Below are 21,376 nucleotides of genomic sequence, written 5' to 3'. Positions count from 1 at the left end.
ATTCTTAATGTTTTATAGAATATTTTTTATAAATTAAAGTTGAAAAAGTTAATTAATAGTTTATAATTAAATAAAATAAATAAGGATAATTATATGGCAAAACCTATAACTAAAGAAGGATACGATAATGTAAAGATTAAAATTTCTGAACTCAAAACGGAATTTGAATCTTTACCCGAAATAATAGCGGAAGCGAGAGAAAAAGGCGACTTAAAAGAAAACGCAGAATATCATGCGGCGAGAGAGAGACAGGGATTACTTCAAGCTCAAATATCGAAATTGGAAAGCGATTTAGCAAGCTGTGAAATAATTGACCCTTCAAAATTGGATAAAGATACCGTGACTTTTGGAAAAAGAGTAAAAGTGAAAGATAAAAACACGGATGCAATTTTGGAATATAAAATAGTCGGCGAGATGGAAGCGGATATTTCAAAAAATCAAATAACAATTATAACTCCAATTGCAAAAGGATTGTTAACAAAAAAAGTGGGCGATACGGTTACTATAAAAGTTCCCGCGGGAGATAAAGTTTTAGAGATACTTGAAATTGGGCTTTAAATATTAACGGCATAAAATACAACTACATTAAAACTCTACTCTATTTTTAGAATTTATTTTTTATTAAAAATATTAAATATTTTATAGAAATTTATATTGATAATAAATAAAATTAGCGACTATACTTCGTCTTTATTTATTATAGTCATATGTATATGGTCTTCCCATTTGCCGTTTATTTTGAGATATTTTTTTGCAAGTCCTTCGTATTCAAAACCTAATTTTTTAACTAAATTCATTGAAGGTCTATTATGCGGCATTATATTCGCTTCTATTCTATGCAATTTTAATTCTTTGAAAATTATTACAATCGCCGCTCTCAACGCTTCCGTCATATAACCTTGCTTTAATTCTTCTTCGTCTAATTTATAACCAACCGTAGTCGATAAAAAAGAAGAGTTTGAAATATTTGTAAAGCTAATCATTCCGATAATTCTTTTTTTATCTTCTATTTTGAAAATCCAAAATTTTAACATTCTTCCTAATTTTGTCTCTTCCAATTCTTTTTTAACAATTTTTTTATGAGTGCTTAAGTTATAAAAAGATTCAGGACGAAAAGGGTCGTAATCTCTAAAAAATTTTTTATTTCTCATATAAAAGTTGGCTATTTCTGTTGCCATATCCATATTTGGTTGAATAAGTAATAATCTCTTCGTTTTATAACTTTTCTTTATCATAATTAAACTAATTTTTTATTATTTTTAAATTGTCTATATTAAATCCTTCATGTTTAAGCAAATATTCTTTCTTTTCAATTCCGCCTCCATATCCCGTAAGTTTAGAATTTTTTCCGACTACTCTATGACATGGAATTATTATCGATATTGGATTTTTTCCTTCAACCAAACCTATCGCTCTTGCTATGCTTCCATTTCTATTTGAAACTTTTTTAGCAATATCCGAATAAGTCAAAACTTTTCCAAAAGGAATTTTTGAAGTTTCAAGCCAAACTAAATATTGAAAATCCGTTCCGCATAAAGCCAAGTCAATATTAAAAATTTTTCTTTTTCCCGTAAAATATTCGTCAAGCTCTTTTTTAGCTTTCTTTATAATATTCGGATTATCAATTTCGTCTTTAATTATTTTTTTAGTAGACTCTTTATCGCCATTAAAATCTAAACAAGTTAAATATTTATTTGAAATATCCGCATATAAAAATAATTTTCCGATTGGGCTTTTATATAAATAGGCTTTTTCATTTTTTATATTTTCATTAATTCTTATTATATTCAAAGTTTCACCTTTTTAATATTTATATTTTGAGAGGCAGAATATAATTTTTCAGCGTTTTCATAATTAATAGACGCGCATGCATATTCCAAAACATTTACATTAACCAAATATTCGGCGTTAATTGAAGCGACATAATCTGCCGTATCTTTGCTTGTATGATAAACGCAATTATCTAAAGCGACTCCTACAAAATCCAAAATTAAAACCTCTTTATTTTCTCTTGCGGCGTCTATAAAATCTTTATGCATATACGAAAAACCTGAAATTCCGTCATCGTCAGCATCTACTCCTTTTTGAACATATATATAATCTTTCTTTCTTTTAAGCCCATCAACGATTGCAGAACCGTAAGTTCTTGCAACGCAATGGCGCGGAAGCAAAGTTAAAATTTCTTCTTCTCCCGTTTCTTTATCCATAACTTTTATAGTTGAAAAAGGCTCTCTATCATGAGTCGATGCAAATGAAATATGATTTGAAGGATGCCAATCTTGTGTCGCTATAATCGCGTCATATTCTCCATTTTTTATAAGTTCGTTTATAATCGGAATTAATTCGTCCGCTCCTTTAACAGCCATAGGACCGCCTTTCATATAATCGTTTTGCATATCAACTATAGTTAGTATTTTTATTTTACTCATAATTAACTCTTATAATTTACGAAATTTTTTCAAGCCCAATTTCTTCCTGAACGGGAATTAAGGCGTTAATAGTTTCTTGTATTAATTCGTCTAAAGATATTCCTAATCTTTCAGCTCCTTTATTAATAACATCTCTGTCGACTTTTGCGGCAAAGTTTTTATTTTTCAATTTTTTCTTAACGGATTTTACTTCCATATCTTCTACGCTTTTTGAAGGACGAACTAACGCGCAAGCGGTTATAAATCCTGCAAGCTCATCAACGGCGTATAAAGTTTTTTCCATATCGCTTATTGGTTCTATATCAACGCATATTTCAAAACCATGACTTTGAATAGCTCTTATAAAACTTTCGGGCAAATTTTCTTTTTCAAGTATTTCTTTAACTTTTATACAATGTTCGTTTGGATACATTTCATAATCCATATCATGCAATAATCCAACCATTCCCCATTCGTCTTCATCCTCTTTATTTTTTCTAGCAAAATATCTCATTACCGCTTCAACCGATAATGCATGCTTAAATAAAGATTCTTCGCTATTATACTTTTTGAATAATTCTATAGCTTTATCTCTTTCTATGCTCGCCATAAAATCTCCTATAAATATTATATAATAAGTTAACATAATTATATATTATTTTATATATTTTTCAATAGTTAAAATTATAATAATTAAAATTTTTTTTATATATAAAAAAATTGAACGCTTGATTTTATACTTTATTTATGATATAATGCATTATCTGAATAATACGAAAATAATTTAATCAACATATAAGGAGAAAAGCATGGAAGTTATTTTGAAGAAAGATTTTATTACTCTTGGTTATGAAGGCGATATATGTAAAGTAAAAGACGGATATGCAAGAAATTATCTTATTCCAAGAAATATAGCCGTAATTAAAAACGCGGGAAATTTAAAAACTTTAGCTCAAATGCAAAAAAGTTTGGAGAAAAAAAGAGCAAAAAGAAAAATGGAAGCGGAAATTCTTAAAGGTAAAATTGTAGATATAAGCGTTATGATTCCCGTTAAAGTAGCCGAAAACGGAAAATTATACGGTTCTGTTAGTCCGCAAAATATAGTTGACGCTTTGAAAGAAAAAGAAATTGATATAAATAAAAAAGATGTTCATATGGATAAGCATATTAAAGAGCTTGGAGAATATGAAATTGAAATTAAATTATATCATAGCGTTAATGCAAATATAAAAATTAATGTAGTAAATATCGACACATTAGAAAACGCTACAAAATCCGAAACAAACGAAACCGTTAAAGAAACTGTAGAAGAGGCTTAATTAATAGCGGGTATAAAATGAATAGTATGCCTTACTCGATAGAAGCCGAAGAGTCTTTGTTGGGGGCTATGCTTCAAAATAATCAGGCTATATCGATAGCTTTATCAAAAATTAATTCAAAAGATTTTTATAACGAAAGAAATAAAATCCTATACGAAAGCATTATAGAATTGCATAATAGATTAGGAAATAAAGAAGATGTAAACGGAGAACTTGTTTTAAGATACTTAAAAGAAAACGGTTTATTTGAAAAAGTATTTCAAAATGACGAAGCCTATTTAATGAAAATAATAGACGGAACTCCTTTTTATCAAAATGCAAAATATTATTCGGAAGTTATTGCGGAAAAATCTTTACTCAGAGATTTAATTTTCGCCTCTCAAGATATACAAAAATCCGCCTATGAAGCGAAAGACTCGGAAACTAAAGAAGTAGCCGACTTCGCAGAAAAAAAAATATTTGAAGTTACTCAAAGAAGATTAGATAATGATTTTATTCATATAAAAGATTTGCTTTTAGAAGCTTTAAATACTATCGAAAGCAGAAAAAAACATAAAAGCTCCGTTACGGGAATTCCTTCGGGATTTTTAGGATTGGATAGAGTAACGCATGGATTTCAGCCTTCGGATTTAATTATATTAGCGGCTCGTCCTTCGGTTGGTAAGACAAGTTTCGCTCTTAATATAGTGGAACATGTAATGACAAATATAGAATCAATGAATTTTGGAATCGGTTTTTTTTCTTTGGAAATGAGCAGAATGCAATTGATTGAAAGATTAATTTCAAGCAAGGCAAGAATAAATTTGTCTAGAGTTCGTTCGGGCGATTTGGAAATGCAAGAATGGGCAAAATTAGGGCAGGCTTTCAATAGTTTATCTCAATCTAATCTTTTAATAGACGATTCAAGTCAATTAACGATAATGGAAATTCGCGGAAAAGCAAGGCAGATGAAACATAGATTTGCCGAAATGAGTAAAGAAAAAAAAGACGGAAAGAATATAGATTTAAAACTTATAGTTATAGATTATTTGCAATTAATTCATTCAAGCGCGCAAACAAGAAGAAACGGAACAAGAGAACAAGAAATAGCGGATATATCGAGAGGATTAAAAGCCCTTGCTAAAGAATTAAATATTCCCGTTATAGCTTTAGCTCAGCTTTCAAGAGCGGTTGAACAGAGGCAGGATAAACCGAGACTTTCCGATTTGAGAGAATCAGGCTCAATAGAACAAGACGCCGATTTAGTTATGTTTTTACATAGACAAAAACCAAATAGAGACGAAGAAGAGGTTATAGACGAAAGAAATAATCAAGTTGAAGTGATACTTGCAAAACATAGAAACGGCTCTATTATAGACGGACTTCCGTTAAATTTTATAGCAGAACAAACGAGATTTGAAAATATTTATAATAATGCGGATAATATAGAATAATAGAATAAGAGGATTAATTTATTATGGAAATTTTTGATTTTAAAATAGAATTAAGAAAAGGAATAAAAAATAAAATAATTTATTTTCTTGCGACTTTGGGAGAATTTAATAATTTATTTTTGCAAATATTAAAATATACTTTTAAGCCTTCTTTTTCTTTCAAACTTTTATCCGACCAAATAATAAGAATGGGAGTAGAATCTTTTATAGTAGCTTCGGTTACGATTCTTTGCACGGGAATGGTTATGTCTCTTCAAATAGCGGTAGTTTTAGATAGCGTCTTAAAAGGAATATCTCAATTTGTAGGCTCTATGGTTGGAAAGGCTATGGTTAAAGAATTATCGCCAATGCTTCTTGCTTTAATATTTGCAGGCAGAGTAGGAAGTTCCGTAACCGCGGAAATAGGCACTATGCAAGTAAGCGAACAACTTGACGCTTTAAAAACTCTATATACTAATCCCGTAGAATATGTAGCAGTTCCAAGATTTTGGGCGGCGGTTATATCTTTGCCAATGCTTACCATATCGGCGGATATTATCGGAATATTGGGAGGAGCTGTGGTTACGGTTTTTGTTTTAAATAGCGACCCGCTTCATTATTTTGATAGAGCGATTGCCGTTATTTCGCTTGGAGATTTTATTGGAAGTTTAATAAAGTCGACAATATTCGGGGCTGAAGTTATGCTTATATCATGTTTTTTCGGTTTTAGAACTACGGGAGGAGCCGAAGGAGTCGGAAAGGCTACTACAACAAGCGTAGTTTATAGTTTTATGATAATTTTGATTACAGATTATTTACTCGTTTCAATACTTGGAATGTTTGGAATGTGATTTAAATATAAATTTGACAAAATAATATTTTAATATATCATAATAATACTTGCTCGGGTGGTGGAATTGGTAGACACAACAGCTTGAGGTGCTGTCGGGTAATACCGTGCTGGTTCAAGTCCAGTCTCGAGCAATTATATTTTTTCCTTAACTCAAATTATTCATAAAAATTTTTATTCTTTTAATAAAATCCTTAAATCCCATTATTGAAATATATTATTAAAAATAAAGCAAATAAAAAAGGCGCCGCAATTAAGCGATGCCTTTATTTTCTCTTATCTCTTATCAGTTTAACTCTAAAATTTTATTATTTTGTCGTTGGAGTTGCTTCTTTTGTAAAAGTAAAAGTGCCAGGAGTTTGACCTTGCTCTGTTCTTGTTACAATACAATTACTCCCGCTTGTAAATGTAAATGCAAAATCATAAGTATGACCGCCTGAACTCTGGTTATTAATAGTTACTGTATATTTTGGAACTTCGGTATCTTTATCTTTATCCCAATCAGTAATTGTATAATCACCAATACTTATTCCATCAATTGATATACCAGTTATTTTACCATCATTCCCCATAGTAAATGTATGTGAACCTGATGTCCACTTTCCTGCGAGAGAGGAAGGTTTGAAAGTTGGAGTTGGAGTCGTGATTGAGCCGCCGCTGTCTTTTTTACAAGAGACAAAAGCTACAATTAAAACTGATAAAAAGATAAGAAATAATTTTTTAGAATTCTTCATTATTGAAATTCTCCTTTTTTAAATTTTTTTATTAAAATCACGGATATAAACATCCGATAATTTCCAAGAATGAAATGTTCCAAAGTAGAACAAAAATATAAAAATGATATAAGAGATTTGACAAAAAAGTAAGTTAATGTTATAATTATAAAGAGGAGCCTTGAGCCTTGAGCCTTGAGCCTTGAGCCTTGAGCCTTGAGCCTTGAGCCTCTATAATAGAAGAAAATATTCTACTTTCCATTAACTTATCCCTACCCTTTATTTCATATTTTCATAATAATTGCTTTGCTTAAAGCATAACAATTTTTATTTATCTATACATATAATAATAAACTTTTAAAAAAAGTCAAGCGATTTTTTATAAAACTTTAACTTTAATCAATTATTCTATTATAATAATAACAAATAATTTAAAAAAGTCAAGCAAAAAATTTTTAATTTTTAACTTTCTTTATATTAAAATATCGGCTTTTTATCGATAAATTTTAATTAAAATATTCGATTATAACCTCTTTAATTCCGTTTTTATCAAGTTTATATAATTCTAATAATTTTCCTCTCGTAGCCACTTCAAAAAATTTATTTGGCAACGCGTGAATTTTTACGGGTTTAAATATTTGATTATCCGACATAAGCTCTAAAATCGCGCTTCCAATTCCGCCATTTTTTAAACTCTCTTCTATTATTAAAATTTTATCCGATTTGTTTATAAAATCTATTATAGTTTTTTCATCAAGAGGTTTTAAAGTCGATAGATTTAAAATTGAAGCGTCAAAATTAATTTCGTTTATAGCCTCCACAATATCAATTAAAGTCTGCCCATAGCTTATTATACAATTTTTTTTATTGTTTTCTTTATTATGGCTTTCTCTTACAATATGCGCTTTTCCAATTTCAAAATTATCAGAAATAATATTTTCTTTATTATTTTCGCTATCTCTAACTGCAGATTTATTATATCTTATAACCGTAGGACCTTTATATTCTATAGATTTTTTTACCATTTCCTTAAAATCTTCTTCAAAAACGGGCGACATTATTACGATATTTGGAATTATTCTTAAAAAAGAAATATCAAAAACTCCTTGATGAGTATCGCCATCTTCAGGCACAAGTCCCGCTCTGTCAATCATAAATTTAACATTCGCCTTCATTATGCATGCGTCATGTATAATTTGGTCGTATCCTCTTTGTAAAAAAGTCGAATATAAACATACAAAAGGAATTAGTCCGCTTTCTGCAAGCCCTACCGCAAAAGTTATAGAATGTTGTTCTGCAATTCCGACATCAAAAAATCTGTCTTTAAAAATTTTCGCGTATTCCGTAAGTCCCGTTCCCGATTCCATAGCAGCCGTTATTGCCACAATATTTTTATTTTCTTTAGCCTCTTCGATTATGCTCTCTCCCGCAAGAAAAGAAAAAGTTTTATTTGAAGATTTTGATTTTAACTCTCCCGTTTCAATATCGAAAGGAGCTATTCCATGAAATTTAGCGGGATTTTTTTCGGCAATTTCGTATCCTTTTCCTTTAATCGTATTTACTTGAATTAATCTAGCGCCTTTTATTTGTTTTATTTTTTCAAAAGTTGAAATTAACTCTTCGTAATTATGCCCATCAACAGGACCAAAATATTTAAATCCTAATTCTCTAAAAGCTATTCCAGGAGCTACAAAACTTCTAATAGCGCCTTTTCCTCTGTCTATTATTTCGTTTGCAATATCGCCAAAAGGCAATGTTGAAACTAAATCTTTAATTTTATAAGAAGCCTCTTGAATTAAATCATCGTTTAATGTGGCGTTTAAAAATTTTGAAATAGCGCCAATATTTTTTCCAATCGACATTTCATTATTATTCAAAATTATAATCATATCAGTATTTGTATGAGCGATATTATTAATAGCCTCAAGCGCCATTCCGCCCGTCATAGCGCCGTCTCCTATTATCGCTATAACCTCTCCGCTATCTAGCAAAATATTTTTAGCTTGAGCTACTCCATAAGCGAAAGAAAGCGAAGTTGAAGCATGTCCCGTCTCTTCAATATCATGTTCCGACTCGCATTTTTTAGGAAATCCAGAAATTCCGCCGTAAGCTCTTAATGTATGGAATTTGTCTTTTCTTCCCGTTAAAATTTTATGAGTATAAGTTTGATGCCCGACATCGAATATAAAAGCGTCTTTCGGGGAATCAAATAAATAATGAAGAACTATAGTTAAATCAACGACTCCCAAATTGCTCCCCAAATGCCCGCCCGTATTTGAAACAGTTTTAATTATAAAATCTCTTATTTCTTTAGCAAGTAAAGGAAGTTCTTCTTTTTTTAATTTTTTCAAATCCAAAGGACTGTTTATATTTTCTATATACATATTTTTATAAATAAATAACAATAAAATCTAACTTAATCTATATATCAATTCCGTTATAACGAATATTAGAAAAATAAAACCTAAAAATAACCAAGATTTTATAGTTCTTCTTTTAGTTTCTCTTTTATTAAATTCTCTATTAAAAGGGTCGTTATTAGAAGTCATAAATAATTAAACCTTTTTCAAATATTTTTGAGTATCAACGGCAACGGCTGCTATTATTATAGCTCCTTTAATTATATATTGCATATAAGGCGAGATGCCGACAAATGACATACCATAATTTATAACCTGAAATATTAAAACGCCCGAAACTATTCCCAAAATAGAACCGATACCGCCCGAAAAAGAAACGCCTCCTACAACGCATGCGGCTATAGCGTCAAGTTCGTATCCGTTTCCTAAATTGTTTGTAGCCGAACCGACTCGCGCAACTTCCAAAGAGCCAGCTATTCCGTATAAAGCGCCAGCCATAGTATAGACAATCATTAAAGTTAAAGGAATATTAACGCCCGACACTGCAGCGGCTTCGGGATTTCCTCCGACTGCGAAAATATTTTTTCCTAATTTTGTTTTATTCCAAATAATATACATTATAAAAGTTATTATCACGGCAAATATTATTAAATAAGATATTGTAAAACTTCCGATTTTTATTCCGCCTTGAGCCAAATTTGTAAATCTTGGGTCTAATCCGCCAATAGGTTGCGCGCCATAAGGCGGTCTATCAAAATAAGTGCTTGTCACTCCGTAAAGAATAAGCTGCATTCCTAAAGTTGCAATAAAAGGCGTAACATACAATTTTGAAATTATTATTCCGTTTATAAGTCCGAAAACCATAAGTATAACCATAACCAAAAGTATTGGAAGAATAACGGGAAGCAATGGCAAATTAGGATACATTCTTGTAGGATTATCAAGCGACTGAAGTAAAGACGCGCTCACTACGGCTGCAAGTCCAACCGCCCTACCCGCTCCAAGGTCATTTCCTTGTGTAACGAGCAAAGTTCCAATTCCAACCGCGATAATCATACGAGTTGAGGCTTGAGCGAATATATTTAAAAAATTGCTTAACCTAAAAAATGAAGGTTCTTTAATTATAATACCGATTAATATTATAAGAAGCGCTGCAAATATAGCGTTATTCAATATAAAAGATTTAATTGTTTTAAGATTAGATTTTTCTTCAGACATAATTTTTTCCTTTTAATTTTATTTTATTATATTTAATATCATAAATATTTGGCGGATAATGCCATTATTTCTTCTTGATTAGTATCTTTAGTTTCTACTATTCCCGCAACCTTTCCATTACTCATAACCATAATTCTATCGGTTATTCCAAGTAATTCGGGCATTTCAGAACTAACCATAATAATAGTTTTTCCTTCCGTAGCCAAATCTATAATTAATTTATAAATATCGTATTTAGCGCCGACATCTATTCCGCGCGTAGGTTCGTCAAGCATTAAAATATCTGGAGCGCTTAAAAGCCATCTTCCAAGTATAACTTTCTGTTGATTTCCGCCCGATAAAGATTGAATAGGCGTTTTTTCAGAAGGAGTTTTTACCTGCATGCTGTCGATTACCCACATTGTGTCTTCATGCATTTTTCTATTATTTAAAAATCCGAAATTTCCTTTATAATTGTCAATATTCGCTATTATAGAATTAAAATTAATAGAAAGCATAGCAAATATTCCCGTTTGTCTTCTCTCTTCTGTAACAAGCGCAAAACCATGCTTTATTGCTTTTCTCGTGCTGTTATTTTTTATAATCATATCTCTTTTGAATATCTGTCCGCTCGATAAAGTCCTCATTCCAAAAATGCTTTCAAGTATTTCGGTTCTTTTAGCTCCGACTAATCCCGCTATTCCGAATATTTCGCCTTTTCTAACATTAAAATTAACATCGGTTAAAGAAGGCTGATAATAAGCGGTAAAATCTTTAATTGCCAATATATCTTCCGAAGGAGTATTAGTTTTTGGAGGAAATCTATTCGTTAAATCCCGTCCAACCATTTGTTTAATTATAATATCCGTAGTTAAATCTTTTGACGGAGTAGTTGCGACATATTTTCCATCTCGCATTATTGTCACTTCGTCCGATATTTGAAGTATCTCTTCCATTTTATGAGAGATATAAATCATTCCCACGCCTCTACTCTGAAGTTTTCTTATAATTTTAAATAATTTTGCAACTTCTTTTTCGGTTAAAGAGCTTGTAGGTTCGTCAAGCACCAATACTTTAGAATTGTATGAAACCGCTTTTGCTATTTCAACCATTTGCATTTCGGATACCGACAAAGTATTAACTTTAGTTTTAGGATTTAACGGAATTTCCAAATCGTCAAAAATTGCTTTTGTGTCGTCAAACATTTTCTTTTCATCGACTATGCCAAATTTAGTAGGATATTTTCCAAGCCAAATATTATCGGCAACGCTTCTCTGTCTAACTTGATTTAATTCTTGATGCACCATAGCAACGCCGTTATTTAAAGCCTGCTTCGGAGATGTAAAATTAACCTCTTTTCCGTCTAAAAATATTTCGCCTTTGTCTTTATGATATATTCCAAATAAACATTTCATTAAAGTAGATTTTCCAGCGCCATTTTCTCCCATAAGAGCTACAACCTCGCCCTCTTTCACGGTTAATTGAGCGTTATCCAAAGCCTGAACGCCTGGAAAATATTTAGAAATGTTTTTCATTTCAAGAATGACTTTCTTTTCATCGCCCATAATTTTATTATTCCTTAAATTATAAAATCAAAATAAAATACGGGGATATTAGAATTAATACCCCCGATTTATTATGAGAATTATTTATATGTATCTTCCGCAACTTGTATATTGTCTAAAGTTATAGGAACATAAGGAACTCTAACCGCTTTAACATCGTCTAATGTCCATTGAGTGCCTTCCAAAGGTTCTTTTCCATTGGCTACATTCAATGACAAATCTACAACGGCTTTAGCCTGATTCAAAGAGTCCTGCAGAACAGTGCCTACAATCGTTCCCTTTTTAATTTCGTTTAGCATATCGGGAATAGCGTCAACTCCGACTATTGGAATAAATTTACTATTGTCGCCTTGATTATATCCTAAAGACTGAACGGATTGCAAAGCGCCCAAAGCCATAGAATCGTTATTTGAGAATATAAATTCTATTTTGTCGCCATGTTTTTGTATCCAAGCGTCAACTATATCTTTTGCTCTTGCCGTATCCCAATTAGCGTTTAACTCTTCCAATTTTTGAACTTTGATTCCGTTTTCGGTTATATATTTCGTTACATGAGATGTTCTAGCTTCTGCATCAGGATGTCCTGGTTCGCCTTTTATTAAAACATACTGTATAACGCCATCGCCATTTTTATCCCAAGAAGGATTTGCCTTCCAAGTTTTTACGACAATTTCGCCTTGCATATCTCCAGACTCTTCGCTCTTTGTTCCGACATACCAAGCTTTATCGTAGCTTGCCATAGCTTGAGGGCTTGCTTCTTTATTAAAGAAAACTACGGGAATGTCTTTTGCTTTCGCTTTATCAATTATAGTTTGAGCCGCTTGAGGGTCAACTAAATTAATAGCCAAAGCTTTAGTGTCTTTGTTTAGCATAACATCGACTTGGTCATTTTGTTGAGCTTGATTATTTTGAGAATCGTTCATTATTAATTGAGCTTTTCCCGAAATAAAACTTTCGATATTTCTTCTAACGAAAGACATAAAATTATCGTCATACCTATAAATAGTTACTCCGATAGTTGGCGCATCCGCGCTGGCTTTTGAGCCGCTCTTCTCTCCGCATGAAACCATCAATACGGCTGATATTATAAGCATAGCGCTTATAACAAAAATTAAGTTTTTTCTCATGATTAAAAAATCTCCTTAATTAAATTTAATTAATATTCTATTATTAAGTATATACATTTTTATTTTTAAATCAAGTCTTCAATAGAATATTAAGCGTAATATTTTTAATAAATTAGCTATAATTCTATGATAAACTTTTAATATATAAAAAATCGTTATTATTATTGCATATCTTTTTTATATAATCAATATTTTCTATTCCTATATTTTTTATGGGAATAGAAAAATACAATATAAATACTAGATAATCTAAATATTCCTTTAATTCATTCTGTTTATCATAATTGATAATCTTTATCATTTTTAAATCTGAAGTCAAAATATTTTTTTTATTGTTTTTTATATAACTATCGATATTATTATTTATCGTATCTAACAAATTAGACTTTATTTTTAATTTAATTTCATTTCCTTTGTATTCTAAAATTAAATTATTATTTTTTAAATATATATTATCAAATTTTTGCATTTGAATAGAATTAAAATTTATAATATCTTTTAAATATATATTTTCTAATTTTAAAATATTCTCCATTTGTGTTATGATTTCATTTTTTATATAAAGATTACTATCTGAAATTTTAGGTATTCTTATAAATTGTTTTATTCTCGATATGGCTTTAAATATTCCAACTTTTTCATTACTTAATTTAAATAAACTGTTATAAATATTTTTATTCATAAAACTATTTAAAAGAGCCATTATATACAATAATTCATTTTTATTATTTGAAGCGATACACTGAATAGAAGTATCGAATATAATTTTTGTGTTTTTAGAATCAATAAAACAAAAATTACTATAATTTGAATATGCTTTTTTCCAAAGTATAAAATATCTATTTGATAGAATATTATCTATGCCTTGACTTCCTTCGGGAACTTTAATATATTCTTTGTTATTTGGATAATATATATTTTTCAACGATACTTTATATTCGTTATTATTAATATTTATTAACTGATAATAATCATTTATAGAACTATAAGAATATTTATCTTTTAATAATTCATATCCAGCATCGAAATAGAATTTACTTTTAAATCTCATATTCGATGAACTATGATTATAATAATTAGAAAAATCTTCGGATGATTCGTTATAAAGTCTTATAAATTCTTTAAATCTATTGTCTAAATTAATAAAATTCCAATTATTATAATTATCGATTAATTCTTTTTGCTCTATGCTTTTTACATTTTTACTATTTGATTTCAAATATTTTCCAATATTGATAATATTATCCTTTTTATAATATTTAATAATTTTTACTTTATGATTTTTATTAGGAAGTTTATTTTGCAATACTATTATTAAACTTGATGTAGGTATAGTTTTTTTCTGTTTTATTCCTCTGCCTATAAACATTTTTAAATTAAATATTATTATTTTTTCTATGCTTGTAAATTTAGATAAATGATATCTCAATACATCATAATTAGGCTCGGTTAAAATAGTTTGAGGTATAATATAACATAATTTACCATCTTTTTTTAATAATCCAATTCCAAGAGCTACAAAAAATGCGTATAAATTTGGTCTTGGAGGATAATTCTTTTTATTACCTGGCGTGCTATGTAAATTAACGCCATAAATATTATTCATATAAATTTTTTTATTATTCTTACTCATTAATTGAGTAAATAATATTTTTTGAGTAATGCAATTATTATAGGAAATATAAGGCGGATTCCCTATAACATAATCGAATCGTCTTCTTGGCGGCGAAATGCTAATTTTTAAGCCTTTTAAATCTTCTTCGTCTCTTATATAACTACTATATCCTAAAGATAAATCCTCTTCATAATTAATAAAATATTGTCCGTTATCTTTTTCTATATTAGAATTATCCATTATATCGGTATTAATAAACTCCGATATGCTATCGTTTGTTTTGAATAACTGAATTTTTTTATCTAACGGATTATTATATTTTTCGTTTATTATTATTGGAAGCATTCTCATTAAAATACTCATTTCAGCCAAATATAAAGGAAATTCTGATATATCAAGTCCAAATATATTTTCATTTATTAGTTTTTCTATATATTTTGCATTAGATTCCGAACCGTCAAAAAAAGCGTCTATTATTCTCGAAACGGCATTATATAAAAAAGTTCCAGCTCCGCATGAAGGGTCTATTATCGATATTTTATCCTCGTCTAACTTTTTTATATTATTTATCGTATATCCCATTTCATTCAGCATAAAATCGACTAACTCTGGGTCTGTAAAATATTGCCCTTTATCCTTATCTTCATACAATTCTTTTAAATAATTTTCATATATAAATCCAAATATATCGTTTTTTACATTAGAAAAATCAAATCTTTTTATAAATAAAATAATATCAAGCCATAAAGATATATCGGATAACATAGCCTTTGGTTTTGACATAATAGATTCTAATTTTTCATTTATAAATTCCTGTTCTTTTTTAAATGGTCTGTATAACTTTTTAGAAATCATAGACGATATGCTTTTTATATTATTAAGAATATTTATATAAGCCGTATCTCCAAATTTTAAGTTTTTTGATATAACATCCAATCTATCCTTAAAATCGTCATTAAAATCTATATATGAATTATCTATAAGAGTTTTATATAATATAAATTGTATTATATATGCGTATGATATCTCGGTAGCTTTTTTATCTTTATCTTCATCGTTAATAAAATATCCTGCAAGATTTAATTTAGTTTTGAAATTATAAATTAACGAAGTGATACTATTAAAAAATAATTCCTTTTCATCTTCTACTTTAAATGCGATATTGTTTTTATCGTCAAATAACTCTAAATAATAATATTCTTGACTTTTAAATTCGCTCCATAATGTAATAAATTTTTTATTATCTTCAAATATTTCCTCTATAGTAATAACTCTATACGAATTTCCGTTATAAAATCTCCATTCATAACCATCCGTTAATATGCCGTATTGTTTATTATACCCGCTTTGGTATCTTAATATCTGCTCTTCTCCGCTTTTTATACTTCCATAACATTTAACTTCGCATACTATAGTTATATTTTCGTCTATATATAATATAAAATCAGGTCTTCCATTTTTATCCGCTTCAGTATCATGAACGAATGTTAAATTTTTTTTTGTATTTCTAACCGTTTCTTTTAAATTAAATAGCTTATCAGATAAAAGCGCATCTTTAATAAAACTATGAATACCAGAACCTACTTCTTTTAGTTTATAATCTTCTTTATTAGCGTCCCATTTTTCTTTTAATTTGCTAATATCATCCATAAAGTAGTTATTCCTATTAAATAATCAATTATAAGCTTCTAAAGCGTCATTTATATTATCTTTAGTAATCGCTTTATAAGGAACTCTAACCGCTTTAACTTCGTCAAGTTTATAATCCGTTCCGTCCAAAACATCTTTTCCCGAAGCGACATTTAAAATCATATCGACAACCGCTCTCGCTTGGTCTTTAGGACTTTGCAAAACCGTGCCTACAATAGAACCTTTTCTTATCTCTTCAATAACTTCAGGTATAGCGTCAACTCCGACAATAGGAATATATTTACTTTCATCTCCGATATTATAGCCTTGAGCTTGAATCGATTTTAAAGCGCCTAAAGCCATAGAATCGTTATTTGAAAATATAAACTCTATGCTATCGCCATATTTTTTTATCCAAGTATTTGCAATATTTTGAGCTTGAAGAATATCCCAATTAGCCGTCTGTTCGTCAAGCTCTTCTAAAATTATTCCATTATCGATTAATACCGCTTTTATTCTTTCAGTTCTGCCTTCCGTATCGGGATGCCCAGCCAAACCTTTTAATAAAACATATTGAATTTTTCCATCATTATTTTTATCCCATTTTGAATTTGATTTCCAAGCATTTAAAACCATTTCTCCTTGAATATCGCCCGATTCTCTGCTTTTAGTTCCAACATACCAAACTCTATCATAACTCATAATATGTTCTAATCGAGGTTCTATATTAAAAAATACTACGGGAATTCCCGCTTTTTTTGCCTTATCAATAACCATATTAGCGGACATTGGGTCAACTAAATTAATAGCCAAAGCGTCAACTTTTCTTTGAATTGCCGCGTCTATTTGGTCATACTGTTTAGCCTGGTCATTTTCAGAATCGTTCACAATAAAAGAAGCTTTATCTTTTAGCATAGATTCTATATTTCTTCGCATAAAAGACAAAAAATTATCGCTATAACTATAAATTGTTATTCCAAGTTTTATTTGTTTTTCCGCTTTGCTTTCTTCTTTAGAGCATCCGACAAATAAAGACAAAACCGTTACAAAAATCATTGAAGTGAATATAGTAATTTTTTTTAACATATAATTTCTCCTAAATTTAATTTATATTCAAATTATAGTTTAATAGATTTTAATGTCAATATTAATAATAAACTACCAAGTTTCTTTTATTTTATTTAAAATGCCTTCGGTTAATTTAATCGTTCTAACATCGTCCTCTATCGAAACTAATTTTTTATCTTTTCCTAATATGCAATTTGCAAAATGTTCGTCTTCCAATTTGAGCGGATTGTCTCTGTGAATAAATACTCTTTCTATTATAGATTCTTGAGTATAATTTATTCCAATAGAAGTTTTTATTTTACTTTGACTCGCCGCTTGTCTATGTATCGTTATATCTTGCGTTGCATAATCCAATATAAAATGCGCTTCTTCAGAGCTAATCGATAAAGTTCTTATTTTTTCTTGCGTCACTCTGCTTGCGCTTATCGTAGCTATAGTATTTCCTTCAAATTCTAATAATGCGCTTGCAATATCTTCGTTATTTGTTTTTATTCTTTTTCCGCTTGCAGAAAATCTTATAAGAGGTTTTTTAACTAAAGAAGTTACTATATCCAAATCATGAATCATAATATCGAAAACGACTCCGACATCGGTTATTCTCGGAGTGAAAGGCGCTAATCTTCTCGCTTCTATTAAATAAGGATTTTCTATTATATGATGCAATTCTTGAACCGCTCCGTTAAATCTTTCTACATGTCCGACTTGAAATATAATATTTTTTTCTTTTACCATTGTCTCCAATTCTTCCGCTTGCATAAAATTTTCAGTCATAGGTTTTTCAACTAAAACATGCTTGCATTTTTGAATCGACTTTTTAGCTATATCGAAATGAAATTTTGTAGGACTCGCTATTATAACCGCATCGCATTTGTCAATCGCTTCCTCCAAACTGCCAAATTTATTTATATTATATTTGCTTGAAATTTCATTTAAATGTTTTTCGTCCGAATCGTAAATACCGCTTAAATTAATTGAATTTATTTGATTTATAACATTAAGATGGAATTGTCCCATTCTTCCAATTCCAATAAGACTTATATTAACTTTTTCCATAAATAAAGTCTCCTTAATTAACTAAAATTACACTTTCTTACATATATAAGATAATAATATAAATTATTTTAACATATTTAAATTATAAAGTCAAATCTTTTTTATTACTCAATGCCGTTTGATTTTTTTAATTTAGAATTATATAAATTAACCGATAAAATCATTACAATTTATTAAAATATTTAGGTTATTTTGTTCTTTATTTAATACCTAATTAACAAATTGTTGACTTTATTAACTATTTATTATACAATATTAACAAAAATTAATACAGGAGATACAAATGAGTAAAGAAGTAAAAGGAAACGCCGAGAATTCTATACTTGACGATTTAATATCGAAAGCTCAAAAAGCTCAGAAAATTTACGCCACATTTTCTCAAGAAAAAGTTGACGAAATATTCAAAGCATGCGCGATAGCTATAAACAGTAGAAGAATACCTTTGGCAAAAATGGCTTGTGAAGAAACAGGAATGGGGATAGTGGAAGACAAAGTTATTAAAAATCACTTTGCTTCGGAGTATATTTATAATAAATATAAACATACTAAAACCTGCGGGATAATAGACGAAGATACGGCTATGGGAATTAAAAAAGTCGCAGAACCTATCGGAGTAATAGCGGGAGTAGTTCCGACAACCAACCCTACATCTACGGCGGCTTTCAAATCGCTTATAACATTAAAAACGAGAAACGCCATAGTAATCTCTCCCCATCCGAGAGCAAAAAAATGCACGGCTGAAGTTTGCAAAATAATAAATCAAGTAGCCGTTGAAAACGGAGCGCCAGACGGTTTGGTGGGATGCATAGAAGAGCCTACGGTTGAATTATCTGCCGCATTAATGAAACATCCTAAAATAAACTTGATACTTGCAACTGGCGGACCTGGAATGGTTAGAGAGGCTTATTCGAGCGGAAAACCAGCTTTGGGAGTAGGAGCGGGAAACACCCCAGCCATTATAGACGAAACTTCAAATATAAAAATGGCGGTTAACTCCGTTATTCAGAGTAAAACTTTCGACAATGGTATGATTTGCGCAAGCGAACAATCGGTAGTCGTTTTAAAAAGCGTTTACGAAGAAGTAAAAAAAGAATTCGTTTATAGAGGAGCTTATATACTAAATAGAGACGAAAAAGAGAAAATAAGCAAAGTAATAATAATTGACGGCGCTTTGAACGCAAAAACTGTAGGACAGCCCGCTTATGTCATAGCTAAAATGGCGGGAATAACCGTTCCAGAAGAGACAAAAATTCTTATAGGAGAAGCTTCTTCAATAAGCAGAGACGAAGCCTTTTCTTATGAAAAATTGTCCACAGTTTTGGCTATGTATAAAGCGGATAATTTTGAGGACGCTTTGAATAAGGCTCATAATTTGGTGGTATTTGGAGGATTGGGACATACTTCGGTATTATACACGGACGAAGACAATCAAAAAGAAAGAATAGCTCAATTCTACGAAAAAATGCCTACAGGAAGAATACTTGTAAATATGCCTTCTTCTCAAGGCGCTATAGGAGATGTTTATAACTTCAGATTAGAGCCTTCCTTGACTTTGGGATGCGGAAGCTGGGGAGGAAATTCTACAAGTGAAAATGTGGGAGTTAAACATCTGTTAAATATAAAATCGGTAGCTTCAAGGAGAGAAAATATGCTATGGTATAGAGTTCCGCAAAAAATTTACTTAAAAAGAGGTTCATTGGATTTCGCTTTAAGAGAATTTGCGGATAAGAAAAGAGCGCTTATCATAACGGACGGACCGCTTTACAAATTGGGAATTACGGATAATGTAACAAAAGTTTTAGACGATATAGGAGTAAAATATTCAATATTTTCCGATGTTAAACCAGACCCTACTATAAGTTTGGTTATGGATATATTAAAAACCGCAAGAGCGTTTGAGCCAGATTTGATAATATCTTTGGGAGGAGGCTCTCCTATAGACGCGGGAAAAATAGCTTGGCTTTTATACGAAAATCCTGAAATCAAATTTGAAGATATAGCTATGGTGTTTATGGATATAAGAAAGAGAATATGCGATGCTGGAACTTTGGGCAAAAAAGCTCAATTTGTTGCAATTCCTACCACAAGCGGAACAGGTTCTGAAACGACTCCGTTTGCCGTTATAACGGACGACGCTACTCATATAAAATATCCTATAACCGATTACGCTTTGACTCCTAATATGGCTATACTTGACGCCAATTTAGTAATGAGCATGCCAAAAAGTTTATGCGCCGCAAGCGGTATTGACTCTTTGACTCATGCATTAGAGGCTTACGCTTCAATATGTTCTACGGAGTTTTCAAATTCCAACGCGGAAAAAGCGATAAAATTAATATTTAAATATTTGCCAGATTCTTATAAAGACGGAGCGAATAATCCAGAAGCGAGAGAAAATATGCATTACGCAGCCGCTCTTGCTGGTATGTCTTTTGCGAACGCTTTCTTGGGAATTTGTCACTCTTTGGCGCATAAATTGGGAGCGGCTTTCAATATTCCTCACGGTTTTGCGAACGCTTTATTAATATGTCAGGTTGTAAAATATAACGCCAACGAAAAACCTACAAAACAAGGTTTATTCCCTCAATATAAATATCCGCATGCTAGACAAAGATACGCTGCAGTTGCGGATTTGATAGAGCTTGGCGGAAAAAACGACAGCGAAAAAGTGGCTAATTTGATAAAGGCTATAAATAATCTTAAAAAACAACTCGATATACCTTTGTCAATAAAAGAATACGGTGTTTCTGAACAAGAATTTAATGAAAAACTTGACGATATAGTAGAACAAGCGTTTAACGACCAATGCACAGGCGCTAATCCTGTTTATCCTTTAATGAAAGAATTAAAACAAATATACTTGGATGCTTATAACGGCGTTTATTAATTTGTAAATACTTTTATAATTAAAATCATATTAAGGGCTTTCGTAATTTGCGGAAGTCCTTATTTTTTGATAATATATAATAAAGACTATTTTTTGCTAAAACTGGAATAACAAAAACCCCAAAAAATTATATAAATAATATTGACAACGAAATAATTATTTATATACTATAT

At 30.3% G+C, this 21,376-nt stretch carries 18 protein-coding genes and 1 tRNA gene; 6 read left to right on the top strand and 13 right to left on the bottom strand.

The window, feature by feature from the left end; translation table 11 throughout:
- Nucleotides 1-93 precede the first annotated feature (93 nt).
- The gene (gene greA, locus EPJ79_RS00885) at nucleotides 94-558 is read left to right on the top strand and encodes a transcription elongation factor GreA (RefSeq protein ID WP_147738087.1); all 465 of its coding nucleotides are present in this window, start codon (nucleotides 94-96) and stop codon (nucleotides 556-558) included.
- A 119-nt stretch (nucleotides 559-677) separates the two neighbouring features.
- On the opposite strand, the gene EPJ79_RS00880 is transcribed toward greA, so the two are convergent.
- Genes EPJ79_RS00880 through EPJ79_RS00865 form a run of 4 tightly spaced genes read right to left on the bottom strand, consistent with a single transcriptional unit; the run spans nucleotide 678 to nucleotide 3,018 of the window.
- Nucleotides 678-1,235, bottom strand: coding sequence for a GNAT family N-acetyltransferase (locus EPJ79_RS00880; protein ID WP_021958704.1), 558 nt, complete (start codon nucleotides 1,233-1,235; stop codon nucleotides 678-680).
- A gap of 7 nt (nucleotides 1,236-1,242) precedes the next feature.
- A complete protein-coding gene (locus EPJ79_RS00875; protein ID WP_147738086.1) occupies nucleotides 1,243-1,791 on the bottom strand; it encodes a methylated-DNA--[protein]-cysteine S-methyltransferase in 549 nt (182 codons plus the stop codon).
- Entirely contained in the window at nucleotides 1,788-2,429 is a 642-nt protein-coding gene (locus EPJ79_RS00870; protein ID WP_021958702.1) for an isochorismatase family protein, read from the bottom strand. The genes EPJ79_RS00875 and EPJ79_RS00870 overlap by 4 nt, the downstream gene beginning before the upstream one ends.
- Nucleotides 2,430-2,445: 16 nt before the next feature.
- Entirely contained in the window at nucleotides 2,446-3,018 is a 573-nt protein-coding gene (locus EPJ79_RS00865; protein WP_021958701.1) for an HDIG domain-containing metalloprotein, read from the bottom strand.
- 199 nt (nucleotides 3,019-3,217) lie between these two features.
- Between EPJ79_RS00865 and rplI the strand changes: the two genes are divergently transcribed.
- From rplI to EPJ79_RS00845, 4 genes are all read left to right on the top strand, one after another.
- A complete protein-coding gene (gene rplI / locus EPJ79_RS00860) occupies nucleotides 3,218-3,727 on the top strand; it encodes a 50S ribosomal protein L9 (RefSeq protein ID WP_147738085.1) in 510 nt (169 codons plus the stop codon).
- Between the two features lie 17 nt (nucleotides 3,728-3,744).
- Nucleotides 3,745-5,160 carry a replicative DNA helicase gene (gene dnaB / locus EPJ79_RS00855; RefSeq protein WP_147738084.1) on the top strand — a complete coding sequence of 472 codons (1,416 nt, stop codon included), beginning with the start codon at nucleotides 3,745-3,747 and terminating at the stop codon, nucleotides 5,158-5,160.
- Nucleotides 5,161-5,183: 23 nt separating this feature from the next.
- A complete protein-coding gene (locus tag EPJ79_RS00850) occupies nucleotides 5,184-5,990 on the top strand; it encodes an MlaE family ABC transporter permease (RefSeq protein ID WP_147525929.1) in 807 nt (268 codons plus the stop codon).
- Nucleotides 5,991-6,041: 51 nt separating this feature from the next.
- Nucleotides 6,042-6,123: transfer RNA gene (locus EPJ79_RS00845), tRNA-Leu, on the top strand.
- Nucleotides 6,124-6,297: 174 nt separating this feature from the next.
- Here the strand turns inward: EPJ79_RS00845 and EPJ79_RS00840 are convergent.
- The 9 genes from EPJ79_RS00840 to EPJ79_RS00805 all read right to left on the bottom strand — a co-directional run bounded on the left by EPJ79_RS00840 (nucleotide 6,298) and on the right by EPJ79_RS00805 (nucleotide 18,316).
- The gene (locus EPJ79_RS00840; RefSeq protein ID WP_147738083.1) at nucleotides 6,298-6,723 is read right to left on the bottom strand and encodes a hypothetical protein; all 426 of its coding nucleotides are present in this window, start codon (nucleotides 6,721-6,723) and stop codon (nucleotides 6,298-6,300) included.
- Between the two features lie 485 nt (nucleotides 6,724-7,208).
- The gene (gene dxs, locus EPJ79_RS00835; RefSeq protein WP_147738082.1) at nucleotides 7,209-9,086 is read right to left on the bottom strand and encodes a 1-deoxy-D-xylulose-5-phosphate synthase; all 1,878 of its coding nucleotides are present in this window, start codon (nucleotides 9,084-9,086) and stop codon (nucleotides 7,209-7,211) included.
- Nucleotides 9,087-9,113: 27 nt separating this feature from the next.
- Nucleotides 9,114-9,251 carry a hypothetical protein gene (locus EPJ79_RS11635; RefSeq protein ID WP_167497309.1) on the bottom strand — a complete coding sequence of 46 codons (138 nt, stop codon included), beginning with the start codon at nucleotides 9,249-9,251 and terminating at the stop codon, nucleotides 9,114-9,116.
- Nucleotides 9,252-9,257: 6 nt separating this feature from the next.
- The gene (gene mglC / locus EPJ79_RS00830) at nucleotides 9,258-10,280 is read right to left on the bottom strand and encodes a galactose/methyl galactoside ABC transporter permease MglC (protein ID WP_021959775.1); all 1,023 of its coding nucleotides are present in this window, start codon (nucleotides 10,278-10,280) and stop codon (nucleotides 9,258-9,260) included.
- Between the two features lie 38 nt (nucleotides 10,281-10,318).
- Nucleotides 10,319-11,824: a galactose/methyl galactoside ABC transporter ATP-binding protein MglA gene (mglA, locus tag EPJ79_RS00825; protein WP_021959776.1), complete on the bottom strand. Its 1,506-nt coding sequence runs from the start codon at nucleotides 11,822-11,824 to the stop codon at nucleotides 10,319-10,321.
- Between the two features lie 80 nt (nucleotides 11,825-11,904).
- A complete protein-coding gene (gene mglB, locus EPJ79_RS00820) occupies nucleotides 11,905-12,951 on the bottom strand; it encodes a galactose/glucose ABC transporter substrate-binding protein MglB (protein ID WP_147738081.1) in 1,047 nt (348 codons plus the stop codon).
- Nucleotides 12,952-13,075: 124 nt separating this feature from the next.
- Nucleotides 13,076-16,216, bottom strand: a complete 3,141-nt coding sequence (locus EPJ79_RS00815) for an Eco57I restriction-modification methylase domain-containing protein (RefSeq protein WP_147738080.1) — start codon at nucleotides 16,214-16,216, stop codon at nucleotides 13,076-13,078.
- 24 nt (nucleotides 16,217-16,240) lie between these two features.
- On the bottom strand, nucleotides 16,241-17,281 hold the full coding sequence (locus EPJ79_RS00810; RefSeq protein ID WP_147738079.1) for a galactose ABC transporter substrate-binding protein: 1,041 nt from the start codon (nucleotides 17,279-17,281) through the stop codon (nucleotides 16,241-16,243).
- A 72-nt stretch (nucleotides 17,282-17,353) separates the two neighbouring features.
- On the bottom strand, nucleotides 17,354-18,316 hold the full coding sequence (locus tag EPJ79_RS00805) for a Gfo/Idh/MocA family protein (protein WP_147738078.1): 963 nt from the start codon (nucleotides 18,314-18,316) through the stop codon (nucleotides 17,354-17,356).
- A gap of 283 nt (nucleotides 18,317-18,599) precedes the next feature.
- On the opposite strand from EPJ79_RS00805, the gene adhE reads away from it, so the two are divergent.
- The gene (gene adhE / locus EPJ79_RS00800; RefSeq protein ID WP_147738077.1) at nucleotides 18,600-21,203 is read left to right on the top strand and encodes a bifunctional acetaldehyde-CoA/alcohol dehydrogenase; all 2,604 of its coding nucleotides are present in this window, start codon (nucleotides 18,600-18,602) and stop codon (nucleotides 21,201-21,203) included.
- Nucleotides 21,204-21,376 lie beyond the last annotated feature (173 nt).

The sequence above is a fragment of the Brachyspira aalborgi genome (assembly GCF_008016455.1).
GTDB lineage: Bacteria > Spirochaetota > Brachyspiria > Brachyspirales > Brachyspiraceae > Brachyspira > Brachyspira aalborgi.
The sequence above is the reverse complement of the archived record's forward strand: the minus strand, read 5'-3'. Positions and strand labels throughout refer to the sequence as shown.